Annotated in this window: 12 protein-coding genes and 1 pseudogene; 1 reads left to right on the top strand and 12 read right to left on the bottom strand. The window is 42.6% G+C overall.

Features of this window, described 5'->3' with window-relative positions:
• Nucleotides 1–66: 66 nt before the first annotated feature.
• Together hypD and ACTB00_RS15530 are read right to left on the bottom strand one after the other, a co-directional pair.
• Nucleotides 67–2,430, bottom strand: coding sequence for a trans-4-hydroxy-L-proline dehydratase (gene hypD, locus ACTB00_RS15535; RefSeq protein ID WP_463300835.1), 2,364 nt, complete (start codon nucleotides 2,428–2,430; stop codon nucleotides 67–69).
• 36 nt (nucleotides 2,431–2,466) lie between these two features.
• Nucleotides 2,467–3,264, bottom strand: a complete 798-nt coding sequence (locus tag ACTB00_RS15530) for a glycyl-radical enzyme activating protein (RefSeq protein ID WP_463300834.1) — start codon at nucleotides 3,262–3,264, stop codon at nucleotides 2,467–2,469.
• A gap of 270 nt (nucleotides 3,265–3,534) precedes the next feature.
• Here ACTB00_RS15530 and ACTB00_RS15525 point away from each other — a divergent pair, with 270 nt between their 5' ends.
• Nucleotides 3,535–3,948 (top strand): hypothetical protein, encoded by a 414-nt coding sequence (locus ACTB00_RS15525; protein ID WP_463300833.1) that lies wholly within the window; start codon nucleotides 3,535–3,537, stop codon nucleotides 3,946–3,948.
• On the opposite strand, the gene ACTB00_RS15520 is transcribed toward ACTB00_RS15525, so the two are convergent.
• From ACTB00_RS15520 to ACTB00_RS15475, 10 genes and pseudogenes are all read right to left on the bottom strand, one after another.
• Nucleotides 3,937–5,232, bottom strand: coding sequence for a glycoside hydrolase 5 family protein (locus ACTB00_RS15520; protein WP_463300832.1), 1,296 nt, complete (start codon nucleotides 5,230–5,232; stop codon nucleotides 3,937–3,939). The genes ACTB00_RS15525 and ACTB00_RS15520 overlap by 12 nt on opposite strands.
• Nucleotides 5,233–5,242: 10 nt before the next feature.
• Nucleotides 5,243–7,027 carry an MFS transporter gene (locus ACTB00_RS15515; protein WP_463300831.1) on the bottom strand — a complete coding sequence of 595 codons (1,785 nt, stop codon included), beginning with the start codon at nucleotides 7,025–7,027 and terminating at the stop codon, nucleotides 5,243–5,245.
• A 28-nt stretch (nucleotides 7,028–7,055) separates the two neighbouring features.
• Nucleotides 7,056–8,261, bottom strand: a complete 1,206-nt coding sequence (locus ACTB00_RS15510; protein WP_463300830.1) for an AGE family epimerase/isomerase — start codon at nucleotides 8,259–8,261, stop codon at nucleotides 7,056–7,058.
• Entirely contained in the window at nucleotides 8,225–9,427 is a 1,203-nt protein-coding gene (locus ACTB00_RS15505; protein WP_463300829.1) for a glycoside hydrolase family 130 protein, read from the bottom strand. Before ACTB00_RS15505 ends, ACTB00_RS15510 begins: the two co-directional genes overlap by 37 nt.
• A 36-nt stretch (nucleotides 9,428–9,463) precedes the next feature.
• On the bottom strand, nucleotides 9,464–10,555 hold the full coding sequence (locus ACTB00_RS15500; protein WP_463300828.1) for a glycoside hydrolase family 26 protein: 1,092 nt from the start codon (nucleotides 10,553–10,555) through the stop codon (nucleotides 9,464–9,466).
• Between the two features lie 6 nt (nucleotides 10,556–10,561).
• The gene (locus ACTB00_RS15495) at nucleotides 10,562–11,983 is read right to left on the bottom strand and encodes a glycosyl hydrolase (RefSeq protein ID WP_463300827.1); all 1,422 of its coding nucleotides are present in this window, start codon (nucleotides 11,981–11,983) and stop codon (nucleotides 10,562–10,564) included.
• An 11-nt stretch (nucleotides 11,984–11,994) separates the two neighbouring features.
• A complete protein-coding gene (locus tag ACTB00_RS15490; RefSeq protein ID WP_463300826.1) occupies nucleotides 11,995–14,298 on the bottom strand; it encodes an IPT/TIG domain-containing protein in 2,304 nt (767 codons plus the stop codon).
• A 21-nt stretch (nucleotides 14,299–14,319) separates the two neighbouring features.
• Entirely contained in the window at nucleotides 14,320–15,591 is a 1,272-nt protein-coding gene (locus tag ACTB00_RS15485; RefSeq protein ID WP_463300825.1) for a glycan-binding surface protein, read from the bottom strand.
• Nucleotides 15,592–15,600: 9 nt separating this feature from the next.
• The gene (locus ACTB00_RS15480; RefSeq protein ID WP_463300824.1) at nucleotides 15,601–17,289 is read right to left on the bottom strand and encodes a RagB/SusD family nutrient uptake outer membrane protein; all 1,689 of its coding nucleotides are present in this window, start codon (nucleotides 17,287–17,289) and stop codon (nucleotides 15,601–15,603) included.
• Nucleotides 17,290–17,307: 18 nt separating this feature from the next.
• A pseudogene (locus tag ACTB00_RS15475) lies at nucleotides 17,308–17,827 on the bottom strand (SusC/RagA family TonB-linked outer membrane protein); the annotation flags it as partial.

The raw sequence follows: 17,827 nt of genomic DNA, 5'->3' as shown, positions 1-17,827 counted from the left end.
AGCCTTTCCCAAAATGTGACGAATATGGCACTTTCTCTAGGTAATGGTAATATTGGGGGCAAAAGTTTACAAGTTATCGTGTTCAGTTCGGTTGATGATTTCGTTTTGCAAATCTTCACCCAGGTCATTAAAATAATCGCTATATCCGGCTACGCGGACAATCAGGTCTTTGTAATGCTCCGGATGTTTTTGTGCATCACGCAGCGTGTCGGCATTCACCACGTTAAACTGAATATGGTGACCGTCCATTTTGAAGTAACTGCGAACTAAACTGGACACTTTTGAGATGGATGTTTCATCTTCGAAAAATGAAGGGGTAAACTTTTGGTTGAGCAACGTTCCTCCCGTTCTCAGATGATCAATCTTTGCAGCTGATTTAGCCACCGATGTTGGCCCTTTTCGATCGGCTCCCTGTACCGGCGAAATACCTTCCGATACGGGTGTTTTTGCCATACGACCATCGGCACTTGCCTGCATCACACTTCCGAAATAAACATGGCAGGTTGTAGGCAACAGGTTGATGCGATAGGCAGCACCACGAGGACTTTTGTGCCCATTCACCGCATTGTAATAGAGTTCGAAAACGTCTTTTAGTTGATCGTCAGCCCGGTCATCATCGTTACCATATTTTGGAGTTTTATAAACCAGTTTGTAGTGCAGGTCTTCGGCACCTTCGAAGTTGTTTTCCAGCGCTTTCAGAAAGTCATTCATGCTCGTGTTTTTTTCTTCAAAAACATGTTGTTTTAGGGCTGTTAACGAGTCGGTGATTGTTCCCATTCCCACTCCCTGAATGTAGTTGGTGTTGTAACGCGCACCTCCATTGATGTAGTCAGTTCCTGTGGCCACACAGTCATCAATAATGATTGACAAAAATGGCGTCGGAATGTGAGTCATAAATGTTTTCTCGATGATGTTGCTACCTTCAATTTTGATATTCACAAAATGTTGAACCTGCTTTTCGAAGGCATTCATCAGATCCTGCATGGTTTTAAACGATTTTGGATCTCCTGTTTGAAGCCCGATTTGCTTTAGGGTTCGCGGATCGAATCCATTGTGTAAAGTAACTTCCAGTATTTTGGGCAGGTTGAAATAACCGGTTAATAAGTAACTCTCGGTACCAAAGGCACCACTTTCCACACAGCCACTGGCACCACCATTTCGGGCATCAATCAAGCTTTTTCCCTGGTTTGTTAGTTCTTGAATAATGGCATCGGTGTTGAAAATGGAAGGCTGTCCAAATCCGGTTTTTACAATTTTTACTGCTCGGTTGATAAAGCTTTCCGGGTTCTTTTTACTTAGCTGAACCATGGAGCTTGGCTGAAGCAGGCGCATCTCTTCAATGACATCCAGAATAATGTACGACATCTCATTCACGGCATCCGATCCGTCCGGTTTAACCCCTCCTAAATTTATCAGGGCGAAGTCGGTGTACGTGTTGCTTTCCAAAGCTGTAATTCCAACCTTTGGCGGGGCAGGGTGGTTGTTAAATTTCACCCAAAATGACTGTAGTAATTCAGTTGCTTTGTCTTTTGTCAATGTCCCTTCAGCAAGTTCTTTTTTGTAAAAAGGATAAAGGTGCTGATCCAACCGACCCGGGTTAAATGAATCCCAGGGGTTCAGCTCAGTTACAACTCCAAGGTGTACAAACCAGTAATACTGCAAAGCTTCGTGGAATGTTTGTGGCGCATTGGCAGGCACATTCTGACAAACCTCAGCCATGATTTCAAGTTCCATTTTTCGAACTTCATCTTTTTCATCTTTTGCCAATTCTTCCAACTTTTGAGCGTGGCGGCTGGCAAAAAGGATGATGGTTTCGGCAGCTACCTGCATGGCATTTAATTCTTCTTGCTTATCGTAGGCTTTCGGATCATTAATAAAATTCAATTTGCTCAGACTTTCTTTAATATCAAGAATAATATCGAGCATGCCTTTCTGATAAATTTTATTACCTGCAACAGTGTGTCCGGGAGCTCTTTGCTCCATAAATTCAGTGAAAATCCCTGCATTGTAGGCATCCATCCAGGGTTGTTTCATCCGGTTCATCACGCGGTCGCGGTTCGAGTGTCCTTCCCAAAAAGGAATGATCGTATTTTCGTAGGCATTGCGAGTCTCCTTGTCGACCCGGAACCAAACTTTTTCGCGTGTGTTCAGAATGTCTAGATCTTGCAACGAGTGTACTGTAATTTCGGGGTAGGTTGGGGTTGCCTTTGGAGCAGGTCCTCGTTCTCCTACAATCAATTCCCCATCGTTAATACAGATGGATTTGTTTTTCATAATATAGCGAAAAGCTTTAGCTCGCTGTACCGGAATTGAGTCGCCTGGCGATTGATGACTTTTATAAAACTCGGTAATTAGTAAAGCCCGTTCGGCTGAAATTTTAGTGACGGCGTTCAGGCTTTGTTTGCGTAATTTTTTTATTCTTGGTGTCATAATTTCTTTGTTTTTAGTTCATGTCGATTACAGTGGTTAACCTCCTGGTTGAACTGTAAAACCAGCGTTTTCAAATTGTTTTTTAATCGTTGCCAGTTCTTCCTTTTTTAAAGAATGCTCTTCAACGAAATGGTTTTCCATATGAAAGCGCTTGTACTTTTCCTTTGCTGTATTGTGAAAAGGCAGCAAGTCTACTCGACCGAATGGATGTTTCAGAGTTTGCAGGAATTCAATACTCTCACTTACATTTTCTGGGGTGGTACTAACTCCCGGAATCATTGGGATCCGGATGGTTATCAGACTCCCATTTTTAGTCAATCGTTGAATATTTTCCAGTATCGTTTTATTGGAAACTCCTGTGTAGTGTTGGTGTTGCTGGTCATTCATTATTTTCAGGTCGACCAAAAACAGATCAGTGAGCCTGGCGATTTTTTCGATGACCGACCAGTTGGCAAACAAGGTGGTATCTACCGTTGTATGAATTCCTGAAGCTTGACATTTCTGTAGCATTTCCGTTAAAAACTCGTGCTGTAATAATGGCTCTCCTCCCGAGAAGGTAACGCCGCCTCCGGATTCTTCCATGAAAACCTGCTCCTTGAGAAGTTCTTTTATCAACTCATCAGCACTTGTTGTATAACCAACGGTCTCCTTTTCGGTGAATTTACGACCGTTTAGCTGCACTGTTTTTTCAATGCAAACCGGGCTTTTATCAATGCTTTCCGGGTTGTGGCACCATTGGCACTTTAACGGACACCCTTTTAGGAAGATGGTTGTTCGGATGCCAGGTCCATCATGCACTGCAAAGCGTTTAATATCAAAGATAATCCCATTCATGGGAATCGTATTTTTAGTGAAACAGAATAAAAAAAGATAAATGAAACGAGCATGAACTTTTTTAATCAAAAATTCACAAACAAGGATGATTAAAAAAGTTTGTGTGAGAGCGGAGCGGTTCCATCCGTTCTCAAATTTTAAAGTAAGTTTTTAAAAACTTGAAAATTTTAAACGGATGAAAAGGAGTTGCATCAGAATCGATGCGGGAAAAAATCAATTGATCCAGCATTCGTACAAACCTTTTCCAAAGTTGTGATAAAGGTTGGAATAATGTTTGATTTTGAATTTCATATTGGATACAATAATTACTTGCGTAATTTACTCATTTTTATTCGTTCTTATTTGAATAAATTCTTATCCGTAAGTAATTTAAACTCGTTAAAAATAGATAAAAAAAGAGATGCCAGTTTTTCCCTGACACCCCTTCATTTTAAGAATGGAATTGATTTACTAATGAACTATCGTTTCTTGGTTCGCACACTAAAAATGGGACCTGCTCTATGCCCATCGTGTGGATCCATTTTAACCTTAATTTTTCCTGCGGATACAGTCAGTTTGTGTGATAGTTCATATTTTTTTTGCCATGTAGGAATTGTTTCGTTTGAAGGAACGGATGCCTATGGATTTTCGTCAATTAATCTCTCAAACTCCGAGTCGAATTCCTCCGATAAATTAGTTCCTTAATTTGTTGGCATGCTCTTTTATTAAATCCATTGTAGAATCGATATCGTAAACTGAGTTTAGACCTTGCGGCTCCTGGGGTGGGTCGCCCATTAAGTCATCACCAAGTTTCCAGTATGGATCGTCGCCGCTATGGCGCCCCGATCCTGCAAATGCCCAGAAATTGCTTCCGGCCAAAACATCTCCATTCTGCGCGCTCTTTTCAACCAACTTGAAAGCAGCTCCGTAATATTTATCCCGAGCTGTTGTCGTATCGTCAGGACCAAAAGTATGGTGGTCTCTAGGTAATCCAAATTCTTCGAGCACAATTGGTTTGTTGAGTTCGCGGGCTACCTCGATATGATCAGCCATGTATTTTTTTGTGAGCACAATGGAGGTATCAACGGTTTCGGCAATGTGATCAGAATCGAGCCAGTTCCAGTTTTTTGGCCAGGTATGCATGGTGAGGTAGTCGATGTTAGGATCACCATGTATTTTTCGGAAAAGTTCCATGTCTCCTTCACAACCCCACTGTCCCTCTGATCCTGTCGTGACCAGATGATTGGGGTCAATCGATTTAATGAAGGCAGCAGTTTCTCCTATCCATTCGGCAAAGCGGGGCTTGTTTGCATCGGAGAAAGCACGGGGCTCGTTGGCTATTTCCCAGGTCATGATGGCTGGATCATCCACATATTTTTTTCCATTGTATTGGTTGGTGCGAGACAACAAAAAGCGGATGTGGTTTTGAAATTTTTCCTGGCAAGGTTCGCAATTGATGAATTGCCCTGAAAAGCTCATGAACTCAGGCCAGGTATGAGGGGCAATTTGAGGATAAGGAATGTCGCCATAGCCACTCCAATTGAGGTATTGCGAAAAGCCACCCGACCATTCCCAACTGTTATTTAGGAAAAGAACTGCATACATTTTTCGTTTACCCAATTCGGTCATTAAAAAGTCGAGTCCATCCAAAAGAGTGTCGTTGTAAACTCCGGGCGACAATTGCAAGGCAGGAGTAACACGATAGGGCTCATTGTTTGGCCCTTCTGCTCCTGCTAATATCCGAAGGTTGGTAATCCCGTGCTGTTTCATTAAATCCAGTTCATTTATGAGCCTGTCCCTGTCGCCTCCTTGGCCGGTTGAAGCAAGGATGGCACCATACCAATAGTTGGTACCTACAAAATAATAAGGGTCATCATTCACCGTTAGTTGGTGTCCCTGTCGCTTCACAAACGGATCAGATGTCTTTGGTTGGCTACATGATCCTAAGATGAACACGAAAATGGAAAGCAGTATCGATAATTTTCTCATGATTAGATGATTATTTGTTGGTTTTATTGCGTTGGACATTCAATTCATTGTTGATCTGGGTCATGTAGGCATCGCTCAATTTATAGGAGTATACAAACACTACCGAGAGTAGTGCCCCAATGGCGGGAAATACGCTCAACATGAGCCGGATAGCATTTTGTGTTTCTTCGGACTGTACGGCATCTGCCTTAAAACCATAGAGTGCCAGTAACCAACCGGTGACAGCACCACCAAGTGTCCATCCAAATTTTTGCGACATGGATGATGACGAGAAAATAAGGCCAGTGGCACGGCGTCCGGTTTTCCACTCGGAATAATCAGCAATGTCAGCATACATCGACCAAAGTAGCGGAAAGATAATTCCTGCACAAATGCTGATCAGAAATTGAAAAGTGAAGATCATCATAATTGCACTCCGGTCGAATAAGTAGAAAATGAAGCTCAGTACAGCAGCTAAAAGCATGGCAAACAAAAACGTATGACGTTTCCCAAGTCGATCGGATATCGGCTTTGCAAGGACAACCCCAATAATGTTTGCTGCCTGACCTAGCACAAGGAAAATGGTACTGTATGCGATTGGCAGCGACATCCCTAAAAGTGTCATATCAATAGCATCTTCATTTTGAATGAAATAGCGGAAGTAATAAATGGCCGCTCCATCTCTGATCGAATTAAATATAAGTGCCGATACCCCGGCTCCTAAAAGGATAAACCAAGGTCCGTTTTTAAGTAAGTCTTTAAAATCATCTTTAACGGTTGATTTTGTTTCTTGTACGGGTTTCACCCGTTCTTTGGTCCATAAAAATGTTAGGAAGAAAAATAAAACGGCTACTACTGCAATAACCATGACTGCTTTTTTTGTTCCCGATTTGAAATCAATTTCGTTGATCTCCAGTTTTTTAAATTCGAATGAATTTGGATTGGCTGTTACAATAGCCAACTGCAGCTTTTCCGGAGCTTGAAGCCAGTTTGCCGACGGAACCAAATCCGTGAGTTTTATTTTTACGGTACTCCATGTTCCATCACGCCTGAGGCCAAGGGTATCAGTAGCTGAGGGAATATTCGCAAATGCATATTCATTTGTTTTGGCAGAATAAACCCCAATTTTAAGAGCATCGCTGCTGGATGTCTTCATCTTTGTGCTTAACACTAGCAGTGAGTCCGTCACTTCAGGATGGGCGGATAGGGTGTTGTCAAACAATAATGTTTTTCCTGATCCGTCCAACATCGGAGTGCTTGCCATTTCTGTTTCAGAGAATTGGGCAACGGCTTTCGATCCGAAGGTGTCAAACAGCGGCTGAAAGGTGCCCAATACCAAAATACTACCTCCAAAGGCAAAAACCATTCGAAAAGAGGAGAGGGTGGTGCGCTGTTTTGAGTCGGGTGTCATCACCCCCATTAATGCGGCGTAAGGCACATTGATGGCGGTATAAACCATCATCATCAGAGTGTAGGTGACGTATGCGTACACTATTTTTCCGGTCATTCCGAGGTCGGGCGTTGTAAATAACAATACGCCGATAATTCCGAATGGCAATGCCATCCAAAGCAAGTAAGGCCTGAATTTTCCCCATCTACTTTTTGTGCGGTCAGCAATGATCCCCATAATTGGATCGTTGGTGGCATCCCAAATTCGCGTGAGCAGAAACATGGTTCCGGCAGCAGCAGCTGGTATACCAAACACATCGGTATAAAAAAACAACAAATACATTGAGAAGAGTTTCCAGAACATGGATGATGCGGCATCACCAAGTCCGTAGCCAATTTTTTCTTTCAGTTTGAGTTTATATTCCATTTGGTTTACTGTAGGGGATTCGTTTGGTCTAATTTAAGTTTTTGATGACTTCGATTAATGCCCGACTATTGTGGTATGGGCATTTCCAGAATCCTGCTTTGTCGTTGTTCGTTGTTGGAATGCCATTATTGTCAACGCTCCAAAACCATTCGCCATTTTTGTTGTCGATGAGGTAGGTTTGAATAAAATGCCAGGTCTTGTTCATCGTTTCAAGATAATTCTTATCACCTGAAATTTTCCAGGCATATATCAAGCCAACCATTGCTTCGGCCTGAGGCCACCAATGTTTGTCGGTGTCTAAGTGCTTGTTTTCCTGCTCATAATAGACAGATCCATCATTTGCCATCCCTTCAGCAAGCACGGCGTCGACCATTTTTAAACTTATGTCTTCAACCTCGTCAATTAGTTTGTCATCATCCAGTTCGTAGGCTGCTTCGGCCAGTAGCCAAGCGCCTTCAATATCGTGCCCAAATGAAACGATCCCGGAGCGAACAGTCCAGTCATAGTCGAAGAACAGTTGAAAGTGGCTTGTTTTTTTGTTGATGATGTGATCGAGAAAAACCCGTGTTAAATCGCCCATCTTCTTTTTCAGTTGCTCGTCTGGCCATACCCGATAAAGATTAGTGTAAGGTTCTAAAATATGCAGATGTGTGTTCATCGATTTAGGCTCATTGGCATCTTTGGGACTCAGTCGCATATCTTCAAGCGGACTCCAATCTTCAGAAAGTGACTCGATATATCCCCCGTAGTTGCGGTCGCAGCTGTGCTTTTCTATCAATTTAAATAAGTAGATGGCGTGTTGTAGTGCTTCTTTGTTTTGGGTTGCTTTATAATATTCTGAAAAACCATAGATGCCAAATCCCTGAGCGTAAATTTGCTTTCGGGAATTGGCGACTTTGCCATCTTCGTTTAACGACCAATACAGTCCGCTGTTAATAGGATCGATAAACCGATCAACCATATAATGATAAGCACGGTTTGCCAATTTTAAATAGCCTGGATTTTGGGTGAAATTATAGGCTGCCGAAAATGTCCATAAAATTCGGGCATTCAGAACAGCTCCTTTTTCGGCTCCAGGGACTAGCTGATTGTAATGATCGCGAGTGCCAACAAAACCGCCATGTTCTTTATCTTGTGTCTGATCAATCCAATACGATAAAATGCGCTGTAACTCAGCCTTCATTTCCTTTTTCAGGTTTATGAAGTTATCTTGCTCTGTTGTTCCTTGAGACATTTATTTTGGTCTATCAGATGATTAATATGATTGACTGATGCTGCTGATCGCAACTCGTCTTGTGGCGAATTTACACAATAGTCTATTAATTGATCAAGTGTTGACGTGGCCACATGCATTCTGGTGTCAGACGATGCATAATAGATGAATATTTTTCCATTTTCATCCATAATCCAGCCATTGGAAAATAATACGTTTGAAACATCGCCAACCCGTTCTTTTTCTATTGGAGCAAGAAAATACCCGGCCGGCTTATAGGTCACTTCCCACGGACGCTTCAGGTCGGTCATGAAAACGTACAAGGTGTAACGAAGTCCTGCCGCCGTATTACGTACGCCATGAGCTAATTGCAACCATCCTTTTTCGGTTCGAATTGGAGCTGGTCCCAGTCCATTTTTCACCTCGTAAATTGTATGGTATGTTTTAGCATCAACAATTGTTTCCTTTTTTATTTCGGCCTTTTCAATGGTGTCCGACAAGCCGAATCCAATTCCGCCGCCACTTCCGGTGTCGATAAATCCATCTTGTGGACGGGTATAAAAGGCATATTTCCCGTTAATGAGGTGTGGAAACAAAACAACATTCCGTTGTTGTCCGGCATGACTTTTCAAGTCGGGTAGGCGTTCCCATTTCAGGAGGTCTTTTGTTCGGGCAATTCCTGCTGCAGCAACAGCGCTGCAGGTATCACCACTTGGAGCATTCGGATCTTTTCGTTCGGTGCAAAATACACCATATATATAGCCATCATCGTGTTTGGTTAGGCGCATATCGTAAACATTCGTGTCGGGCTCATCAGTTTCCGGAAGTGTGATTGGGCGATCCCAAAAGCGAAAGTTATCCACCCCATTGGGGCTTTCAGCGATTGCAAAAAACGATTTTCGGTCGTTTCCTTCAGTTCGCACTACCAAAAGATACTTGTCTTTCCACTTTATTGCGCCGGCATTCATGGTGGCGTTGAACCCAATTCGTTCCATGAATCGAGGATTGGTTTCCTGGTTGTAATCGAAACGCCAGTTAAGTGGCACATGATCGCGTGTTAATATCGGATATTTGTATCGGCTGTAGATGCCATTCGTGCTAAAAAGCTCTTCGTTTTTTCTTGACAATAATGCCTCGTGCTCCTTCGTAATTCGTTTTTTTCTCTCTTCAAACAATTGCATTGACATATTCAGTTTTTTTTGTGTTGAGTCTCAATCAGCACTTTATTTCTTGTTCTTATTAAAATCATTTAGTAACCAGATGTTGGGTTGATTTAAAAAGCTTTTTGCATTCGCTTCTGAAGGGTGTCCGTCATAAGCAAAGAAGTGATGAACGTTGGAGTCGTTTCGCCAAACCATCACATAGCTCAGATTTTGGGCAATGCTGTCGGGCTCAATGGCTTTCCCCAATTGGTCGGTAAACCATAAAGAGTCAGGTATGTTTTCGTATCCCGTTTCAGAAAAGGCTGCAAGCTTTTGGTTTTTATTTGCCGTTTTAATTACAATGTCTAACGTTTTTTGCAACTGACCAGGCCAGTCGACCGTGCTTGGGTGTTGATAATCATCAACACCCATAATATCAATAATATCGTTTCCCGGGTACCAGGTTAGATACTCCTGTTCGGTTTGGAATCCACTATTTGGTGAATAGCAAATTACCATGTTGGTCAATCCTTTTTCATGTACTAAATAGTCGATGGTAAACCTGAAAAGTGTTTTGTATTCTTCGGGTGAAGTCAACTTTGTTCCCCACCAGAACCAGCCGCCACTCATCTCATGCCATGGCCGAAAAATTACAGGCATGAGCTTTCCGTCGCTTGTTTTTAGTTGCAGAAAGAAATTGGCTATTTGATCTAGCTGAGCTTTAAATTGCTCATGACGCGAACCTCCGGGAATAATATACTTCACTGTAGTCGTGTCCGTATTCCAGGAGTTCTTTCCGTTTACCACTGAGTACGGATGCCAGCTAAAGGTGTTGATTCCACCCATTTCATCTGCTTTGATTGCTAACTGGCGCATTACATCAAACGGTACGTCATCAAGATTTTTCAAATCGCCACGTTCCAAGCCGCCAAGTTCCCATCCAAACAGGGCAGGATAATCTCCTGCGACCCTTTTAACATCCGATTCCCCCTCGATATAGCTCCATTTCATTCCGTAAGCCAGATCATCCTGATGGCCAAACAACGTGCCTTTAGCTTGAACTGATTTCAGTGTTTCAATCAGTCGCTGTGCTTGTGTCTGTTCTGTTTTGTCGGCTTTACAGCCAGCCCACATAGCTGTGATTAAAAGGAGTAGTTTGATTTCTATTCTCATAACGTTCTATTTTAGACTAGGCATTTGGTCGCGTGTGATAACATCGCTATGGTTAAAGGCATCGGTCCACCAACTTGCATCAGCATATTCGTGATTGGTTTCATTAAAGTCAGACTCATTTAAATCGTCGGTGCGTTCGTAATCGTACCAAGGCATAAAATAGGACCATTGAGCACCGGCATTCCATTGTGCCAATATGTTGGCAGCATTACCACATTCGCTCAATGTAACCATTTTGGTAGGGTAACTTTCCTGAATGGATGCGAATTCATCTGCAATATCCAATGCGTTGGAGTTGTTGTAGATGTCTCTTCCAATAATGTCAACATAGTTGTCACCTGGATAAAATTCACGATCCTTGGTTTGTGTTGTCCATACCCAAATCAGGTTATTCAATCCTTGCGTTTTGAAATAGTCGAACATATAAATCCATAGATCCTTGTAGGCTTTAGCTCCATTGTTGCCCCACCAAAACCAAGCAGATCCGCCGCTAAATTCGTAAATGTTTCCGGCAGCCTCATGCAGTGGACGCCAAATAACCGGAATGTTTTTCGCTTGAAGTAACTTCAGGTAGTCGGCAGCTTTTTTTAAGTCAGCCTTTACCAGATCATTTTCCCAGGTACCATCAATCGTGACATTCGAAGCTTTGAAGGTTGTTTCTTCGGGTTTATATGTGTAGTCTGTTGCTCCTTCCGCTGTTGGCACGATCCAGTGCCATCCAATACTAATCAGCCCGTTGTTGTTCCACCAGTCTTCTTGTATCGCAGTGTTTGAATAGTCGATCCAGTTGGCTGGTGAATAGGGGAGGTGGACATAATCAAATGTTGCAATAGCGGGATACTTGCCGGTTTGTAGTTTTACCCATTCTGCTTCGTTGGTGTTCCAGTTTACGTTAGCCATGGTACCCGAAAGCACTTTCTGTCCATAGTTTTCGAGTAGAAAATCATACAGATTCTGTGCTTGCTGAGAAGGATTATCTATCGCCAGCGAAGTGGTAATGGCGGTTTGTACCTCTTCTTGTATTGAAAAACTAATAATTATTTCGGCGGCAGCTACTTTTGTGGGCCCAAGAACTACTCCTTTGGGAACAACGAGCTGGTAGGTACTTCCTTTTTCCAGCCCCGTAGCTTTAATGGTTACCTGAGTTAACGAGGCAGTTACGCTTGTAACTGTTGCATCAGTAATTGTAACCTGGCTATGTGTTGATGAAGGAGAGGTGACATTTTGATCAAAAGTAAGAGTAATTGTTAAGTTTCCCTCGCTTAAGTCAGTAGCACCATCGACAGGTATAGATCCAACCAGTAGAGGGGCATCCAGCACGGGGGTGGGCTCATCGTCCTCCCCGTTGCTGCATGCCGTTACTGTAACTGATAGTATAAAGAGTATTACAAAGCAGGTATTCAGAAACCTATTTGCTATTGCGGTCATTTAATTCGAATTTATTTTGCGGTAACTGAAACTTTAGAGATAATCAGGTTTTGCCCCTGCACTACTAAAGCTGTTTCAGACCAGCCATCATTTGTACTTAAAATATGATCCAGAAATTCCTGAGTCATTTCTAATTCATAGGACGTCTTTGAAGCATCTTCAAAAGCGAGGATATCTCCCTGTTGTGCCCAGTTTGCATCATTTATTTGCAGTTGGCCTGATCCTGTTACTGTGAAATAGAATTTCAATATTGATCCGGCCGATAGATCGGTAAATGATGATTTGTAAAGTCGGAACGCGCCACCGTCAGCTTCACCCGTCCAAGATCCCAAGTCGCGGGTTTCATCCATAATTACGGTTTCGGAAGGAGCTGTAACGATGATCGATACTTTTGAGATGATTAGATTTTGTCCTTGAATAACGAGTGCTGTTTCAGACCAGCCATCATCTGTACTTAAAATATGATCCAGGAATTCCTGAGTTAATTCCATTTCGTAGGAAGTTTGAGTCTCATCGGTAAATTCGAGCATCGCTTGTTGTCCCCAGTTTGCATCATTAATTTGTAATTGCCCATAACCAGTTACCGTGAAATAGAATTTCATTATTGAACCAGCAGGTACATCTGCAAATGATGATTTGTTTAGCCGGAATGCTCCTCCGTCAGCCTCGCCTGCCCAGGTTCCAAGATCGCGGATTTCACTCATAATTATAGTTTCGGTTGTGCCGGATCCAATCACTGGCAAGGTATAAGACACGCTGCCATTGGATGATACCAAACTAAGTTCAGTATCTCCACTTGCTGATTCAGGTATTAATACGTATAATATCGCTCCCTGAAGGATATATTGAGTTGACGTACCGTTGACGGTAACATCGGTCAACTTGTCTTCATTATATACATCTAAGGTCAATACTGTACCGGCATTGATTTCTGTTCCCGGATCAGGTAGTACCGGAACGTAACAGAATGCAGGTTTTTCAACAGTTAAAGAAGGAGCCGTTACTGTTTCACCATTGGCCATATTCAGGATTAATTCGCCGCTTTCTGCATCCACCGGTACTGTAACCGTAATGCTTGTGTTGGATGATGGACTTACGTCGACGGTAAGATCGCCTGCAAATGTCACCGACACTACCAAGTCAAGGTTGGTTCCGGTTATAGTAACATCACTTCCTGCCGAAACAGGTGATGGGCTGTATTCTGTTACTTCAGGTTTCTGCGTAGCAATGGCCACAGAAGCCGTTTTGCCACTTGCCGTATTCAATACCAAATCGCCGCTGGTGGCAGCGTCGGGAATGGTTACCGTAATCGTAACGTTCGTTGTAGAAGAAGGGGTGATTGCATTATCTATCCCCGGGAAAACAACTGAGCTTATCAAGTCCATATTTAAGCCTGAAATGGTAATGACATCTCCTGCACGAAGATCCGAAGCTGGTGAAGCCGACAGTTCAGTTGGCAAAGCCATTGTAACTTGAGCAACAGGTACAGCAATGCCTGAAAAGGCAATCATGTTAACCGTACCGTCAGTCGTCCCTGATGGCAAGGAAAATGTAAGTGTATTATCGTTTACCGAAAATTCAATTGTATCGCTGTTGGCGAGTACCACAAACTCGGCCAAATCAAGGTTGGCGCCTGCAATTGCGATTTCATCTTCCGGTTTTTTATTTGTCAATTCTTCTACCGAAGATACTGATGGTAAAGTGAGTTCAAGAACTGTTTCTGATTTAAGCTCAATTGGCATTGCAGCTGTATCGGCTAGCATAATGATGCCGGATTGCACTTCTTTTGGAACAACCAAGGCTATCTTTTTCCGTTCCCAGATAGTGAAATCGGAACTCATGACAGTCACATCATCAGCAAAAACTACTTTCTGAATCAAGTTCAGGTAGTCGCCTTCAATCGTAAGTGTTTCGCCAGCCTTAACCGGATTTGGCGAAATCTTGGAAATGGAAATAGGCTCGATGTAGGCCAATAAAGTTTTCGAAGTAATTTGACCCTCAGGCGTATTCAGTTTCACATATCCTTCAATTGCCTCCTGCGAGATCGTCACTTTTATTCTTTCGCTGCTGACTACTTCGATATCTGAAATTTCAATGTTATCGGGTAAAACAATACTGGTTACCTTATCCAGGTTTCTCCCGACAAAGGTTAGTTCGCTACCTCTTAATGCAGGGCTTGGTCCGTAGGCTTCCAGTACAACCTGACTGGATACGATCTCGTCATCATCATCATCATTACAAGCTGCGAAAGTCACTGCTATTAATACCAATAACATGATCAGCTTCCATTGATTTAGTAATTTATCTGGTTTCATAATATTCCTTAGTTTTGGTGATTAATCAATTGGAACTACACGGACATTGTCAATCCATAGCGTTGGAGAACAGGCTATTCCTGTTGAGCTTCCTTGACCCATCCAAATCGTGAGTCCGGAATAATGTCCCGCAGGGTTCACAGTGCTTTCACTTCCATCGGCGCCATATTTAAATTCGTCCATTGGAATTGATACTGTGATCCATTTTTCTGTTGAAAAAGAGCCATTTGCAGCCCATGGAGTCCAAAGGCCACGCGGGTAAGACGTAGAGCGCTTCCAGTTTTCATTTCCACCGTGCGTGTCTTCATAGTTAGGCCAAGCAGCATTGTTCTGCCAATTAAGCCAAACTTCATCTGCTCCGGTAAATATAAACTGCAATGCTGCCGCTGACCAATCGCCGGCTACTTTTACCTCAAACTTTAACGCTTGATCCGACAAATTAGAGGCATCTGCAAAATCGGGATCCTCCGGAGTGTATGTCCAGCGATCAAAACAGTAGTCTTTATCCGCTGTAGAACCAGCTGCATCAATGTCTCCTGAAAAAATCAAATAATTGCCGTTGATGCCATCATCTGAAATAACACCTTTACCTCCGTGCCATCCAAAGAAGTAGTCGTAATCAGGATAATTACCGTTATTAAAATCAAGAATAATATTTCGTTGATCACGGAAATGAAAAGCGCTAACACCATCACCATAAACTGATGAAACTGTAACAGGGCCACTCTCGGCACCTTCGGGAACAACGACATCAATTGAAGTAATATCCTGTGATACGATTTCTCCCTGAACGCCACCGGTAAAGGTTACGGTTAGTGGACTGTTCTCGTCGTCGATAAAATATAGACCTTCAATGTGAGCGACACCTCCTGCATCGATATATTCGCAAGCCATTGAATTTACTGATGGTTCAGGAACAATTGTTGCAAAAGTGAAAGAAGTTGAATCTTCGCTTGTATACAATTTAATCAGATCCTCTTTGATTCCGGGAATTGAGTTTGGAATAGATACAATAATGGCATTGTCGGTTACCATATTGGGATTTAACTTAGCTTTCTTGTCGTTGAAATAGATCTCGTTTACGCCTGCTAATGATTCTCCAATAATCGCAATTTTAGAACCCAGATAGCCTCCCGTTAAAAGAGAGTCGGAAGCATCAACGTCACATGGACGGACATACCGAACGATGGGTGTTCCTCCGGTTGGCCATTCGTTGTCGTTATCTTGGCAAGCAACCAAACTGAGCAGTACTAGTATGGCGATAACCGCTTTTGATATATATTTTTTCATCATGTTTACTTTTCAATTAAATTCGTATTCAACAGGTTCAGCTGTAATTGACGGAGTCTTTGTCAAGGTTTCAGCAGGAATTGGCAATACCAGATTTTCTGCGCTTATGGTTATGCTGGCAACGTCTGGATTCAGGTAGAAAATAGATCCTTCACCGCTGGAATCGTCTTCAGGATTTACGGAAGTAAATCCGCCATGATAAGCATTATCAGCATTTCGTTCCTGCCAGTTATAGCTGCCATTGGAAAGGTATTGGCGCTCACGATCCATATCGTTCAGGTAAGTCAATGCTTTCGTCATATTTCGATAGCTCATTCGTTTGATGTCGAGGAAGTTGATGCTTTCGAAAGCGAATTCCACCCGGCGTTCTTTAATGAGTTGGTCGTAGGTAATCGAACTTGCCGACCAGCTTAATCCGGCACGAGAACGAACCTGTTTAAACAAATTGAGGGCAGTCGCATCAGCGGTTGATGAACCGGAACCAATGCAAGCTTCCACGTAACAAAGATAAACATCAGTTAGACGGAGCAGGTAGGTGTTATTTCCTGCATCCTGGTTGGAAGCACCGGCAACTCCACCGCAATCAGAATTGGCACCAATCACGTATTTTCGCACATGGGCTAACATTTCGTTGCTTGTTTCCGTTGATTCATCTTCGGAGAAATTATAGTAGGAGTAGCCACCGCCACCGAGGTTGTCATACTGGTCGCCATTGCGCATAAAGGTATATTTGCGGCGAAGGTCGCCATTTTCATACGATTCCTGCAAGTCTAGCGTGGGACCTTTTCCTGCTCCCCATGAAGCACCAAGTGTGATCAATGCATTACGCGATTGTGAAACATTTCGTCCGTTACCATACCCATATCCATCGTTGGTACACTGGATGGCAAACAATGATTCTGAATTATTATTTCCCGCAGGATAAAACATCGTTGACAAATCGTTGTACAGGCTGTAACTACTTTCATTAATAACCTGTAGGGCATATTGCTTGGCCAATCCAAAATTACTGTCTGAGTCCGCATCATCCAGATGTGAAGCCATTGTTAGATGTAATTTAGCCAGCATTCCGATGGCTGTGTATTTTGAGCAGCGACCTTCCTGAAATGGGGTTGAAGGTAGGTTTTCGGAGGCAAATACCAAATCACGACGAATAAATTCGTATACACTGGATTGCTTATTCCGGATCACTTGATCACTTGAAATGTTATTGTCGGTAATGATTGGAACATCTTGCCAATATTCTGAGAGAAAATAGTAGGCAATACCTCGAATACAGCGGGCTTCTGCTAAGGCACGATTTATAATTTCTTCTGAAATTCCATTGGCACTTGCTGCCGCCGGCATACCATTAATGATATTATTACAATAGGAAACCACTCGAAAAAGTCCATTCCATCCTTCTTTCAGGAAAGAATTTCCGTTTTGAAAAGTCATATAGTAAAACTGACCTTCCTGATCGTATGTGTAATACAAGTCACCAGCCAATTCGTCACCAGCCATCCATATGAAATTCATGTTGAAATCTTGCCAAACAAGGGCACTGTAGAGAGAAGCTGTGTTTGCATTTACGCTGGATTCTGAAGTATAATAAGTTTCCAGTACCTGCTCGTCTTCAGGTACGATCGTTAGAAATTGATCGCAGGAAGTGATACCCAGTACAAGAAACAAAAGATAAATTGTCGTTAATATATTCTTCATTTTCATTTAGCTTTAAAGTTAGAAAGTGATATTAGCACCAAGCGTGAATACCCGGGGTGAAGGGTATCTTCCCATATCTACGTTAGACAAACCCGCTTTCTGGTTGTACGACCCAATTTCCGGATCAAGTCCCGAGTAGTTGGTAAACGTGTAAACATTTTGAGCGTTTAAGTACAGTTTGCATGTTGATATACCCGCTTTGTTTATCCAATCTCTAGGGAATGAATATGAAATTGAAATATTCTGAATACGTAGGTAAGAACCATCTTCAATCCAGCGGTCACTCATTCGGTTATTTCCGTTAAGGTCGTTTCCGCTCCATCGAGGCAGGGTTGCATCTGGATTGATTAAATAGGTATTGTCGATGTTTTCTACATTCGAATTGTCACCATCAAGGTAAGCTGGTTGTGCGCGATCAAGTACCGCTGCATCCTGATTGTCCCATTGCGACATCAGGCCTTCTGTTTTAACTCTAACATAGTTTAAAACATCTGCACCAACAGAGCCCGTCAGTCCAACTCCCAGCTCCCAGTTTTTG

The sequence above is a fragment of the Sunxiuqinia sp. genome, from assembly GCF_055140945.1.
The sequence above is the reverse complement of the archived record's forward strand: the minus strand, read 5'-3'. Positions and strand labels throughout refer to the sequence as shown.

What these genes read in the sequence shown, in the direction of transcription:
- hypD (WP_463300835.1), bottom strand. Translation starts at nt 2,430, where the DNA reads ATGACACCAAGAATAAAAAAATTACGCAAACAAAGCCTGAACGCCGTC.
- ACTB00_RS15530 (WP_463300834.1), bottom strand. Translation starts at nt 3,264, where the DNA reads ATGAATGGGATTATCTTTGATATTAAACGCTTTGCAGTGCATGATGGA.
- ACTB00_RS15525 (WP_463300833.1), top strand. Translation starts at nt 3,535, where the DNA reads ATGTTTGATTTTGAATTTCATATTGGATACAATAATTACTTGCGTAAT.
- ACTB00_RS15520 (WP_463300832.1), bottom strand. Translation starts at nt 5,232, where the DNA reads ATGAGAAAATTATCGATACTGCTTTCCATTTTCGTGTTCATCTTAGGA.
- ACTB00_RS15515 (WP_463300831.1), bottom strand. Translation starts at nt 7,027, where the DNA reads ATGGAATATAAACTCAAACTGAAAGAAAAAATTGGCTACGGACTTGGT.
- ACTB00_RS15510 (WP_463300830.1), bottom strand. Translation starts at nt 8,261, where the DNA reads ATGTCTCAAGGAACAACAGAGCAAGATAACTTCATAAACCTGAAAAAG.
- ACTB00_RS15505 (WP_463300829.1), bottom strand. Translation starts at nt 9,427, where the DNA reads ATGTCAATGCAATTGTTTGAAGAGAGAAAAAAACGAATTACGAAGGAG.
- ACTB00_RS15500 (WP_463300828.1), bottom strand. Translation starts at nt 10,555, where the DNA reads ATGAGAATAGAAATCAAACTACTCCTTTTAATCACAGCTATGTGGGCT.
- ACTB00_RS15495 (WP_463300827.1), bottom strand. Translation starts at nt 11,983, where the DNA reads ATGACCGCAATAGCAAATAGGTTTCTGAATACCTGCTTTGTAATACTC.
- ACTB00_RS15490 (WP_463300826.1), bottom strand. Translation starts at nt 14,298, where the DNA reads ATGAAACCAGATAAATTACTAAATCAATGGAAGCTGATCATGTTATTG.
- ACTB00_RS15485 (WP_463300825.1), bottom strand. Translation starts at nt 15,591, where the DNA reads ATGATGAAAAAATATATATCAAAAGCGGTTATCGCCATACTAGTACTG.
- ACTB00_RS15480 (WP_463300824.1), bottom strand. Translation starts at nt 17,289, where the DNA reads ATGAAGAATATATTAACGACAATTTATCTTTTGTTTCTTGTACTGGGT.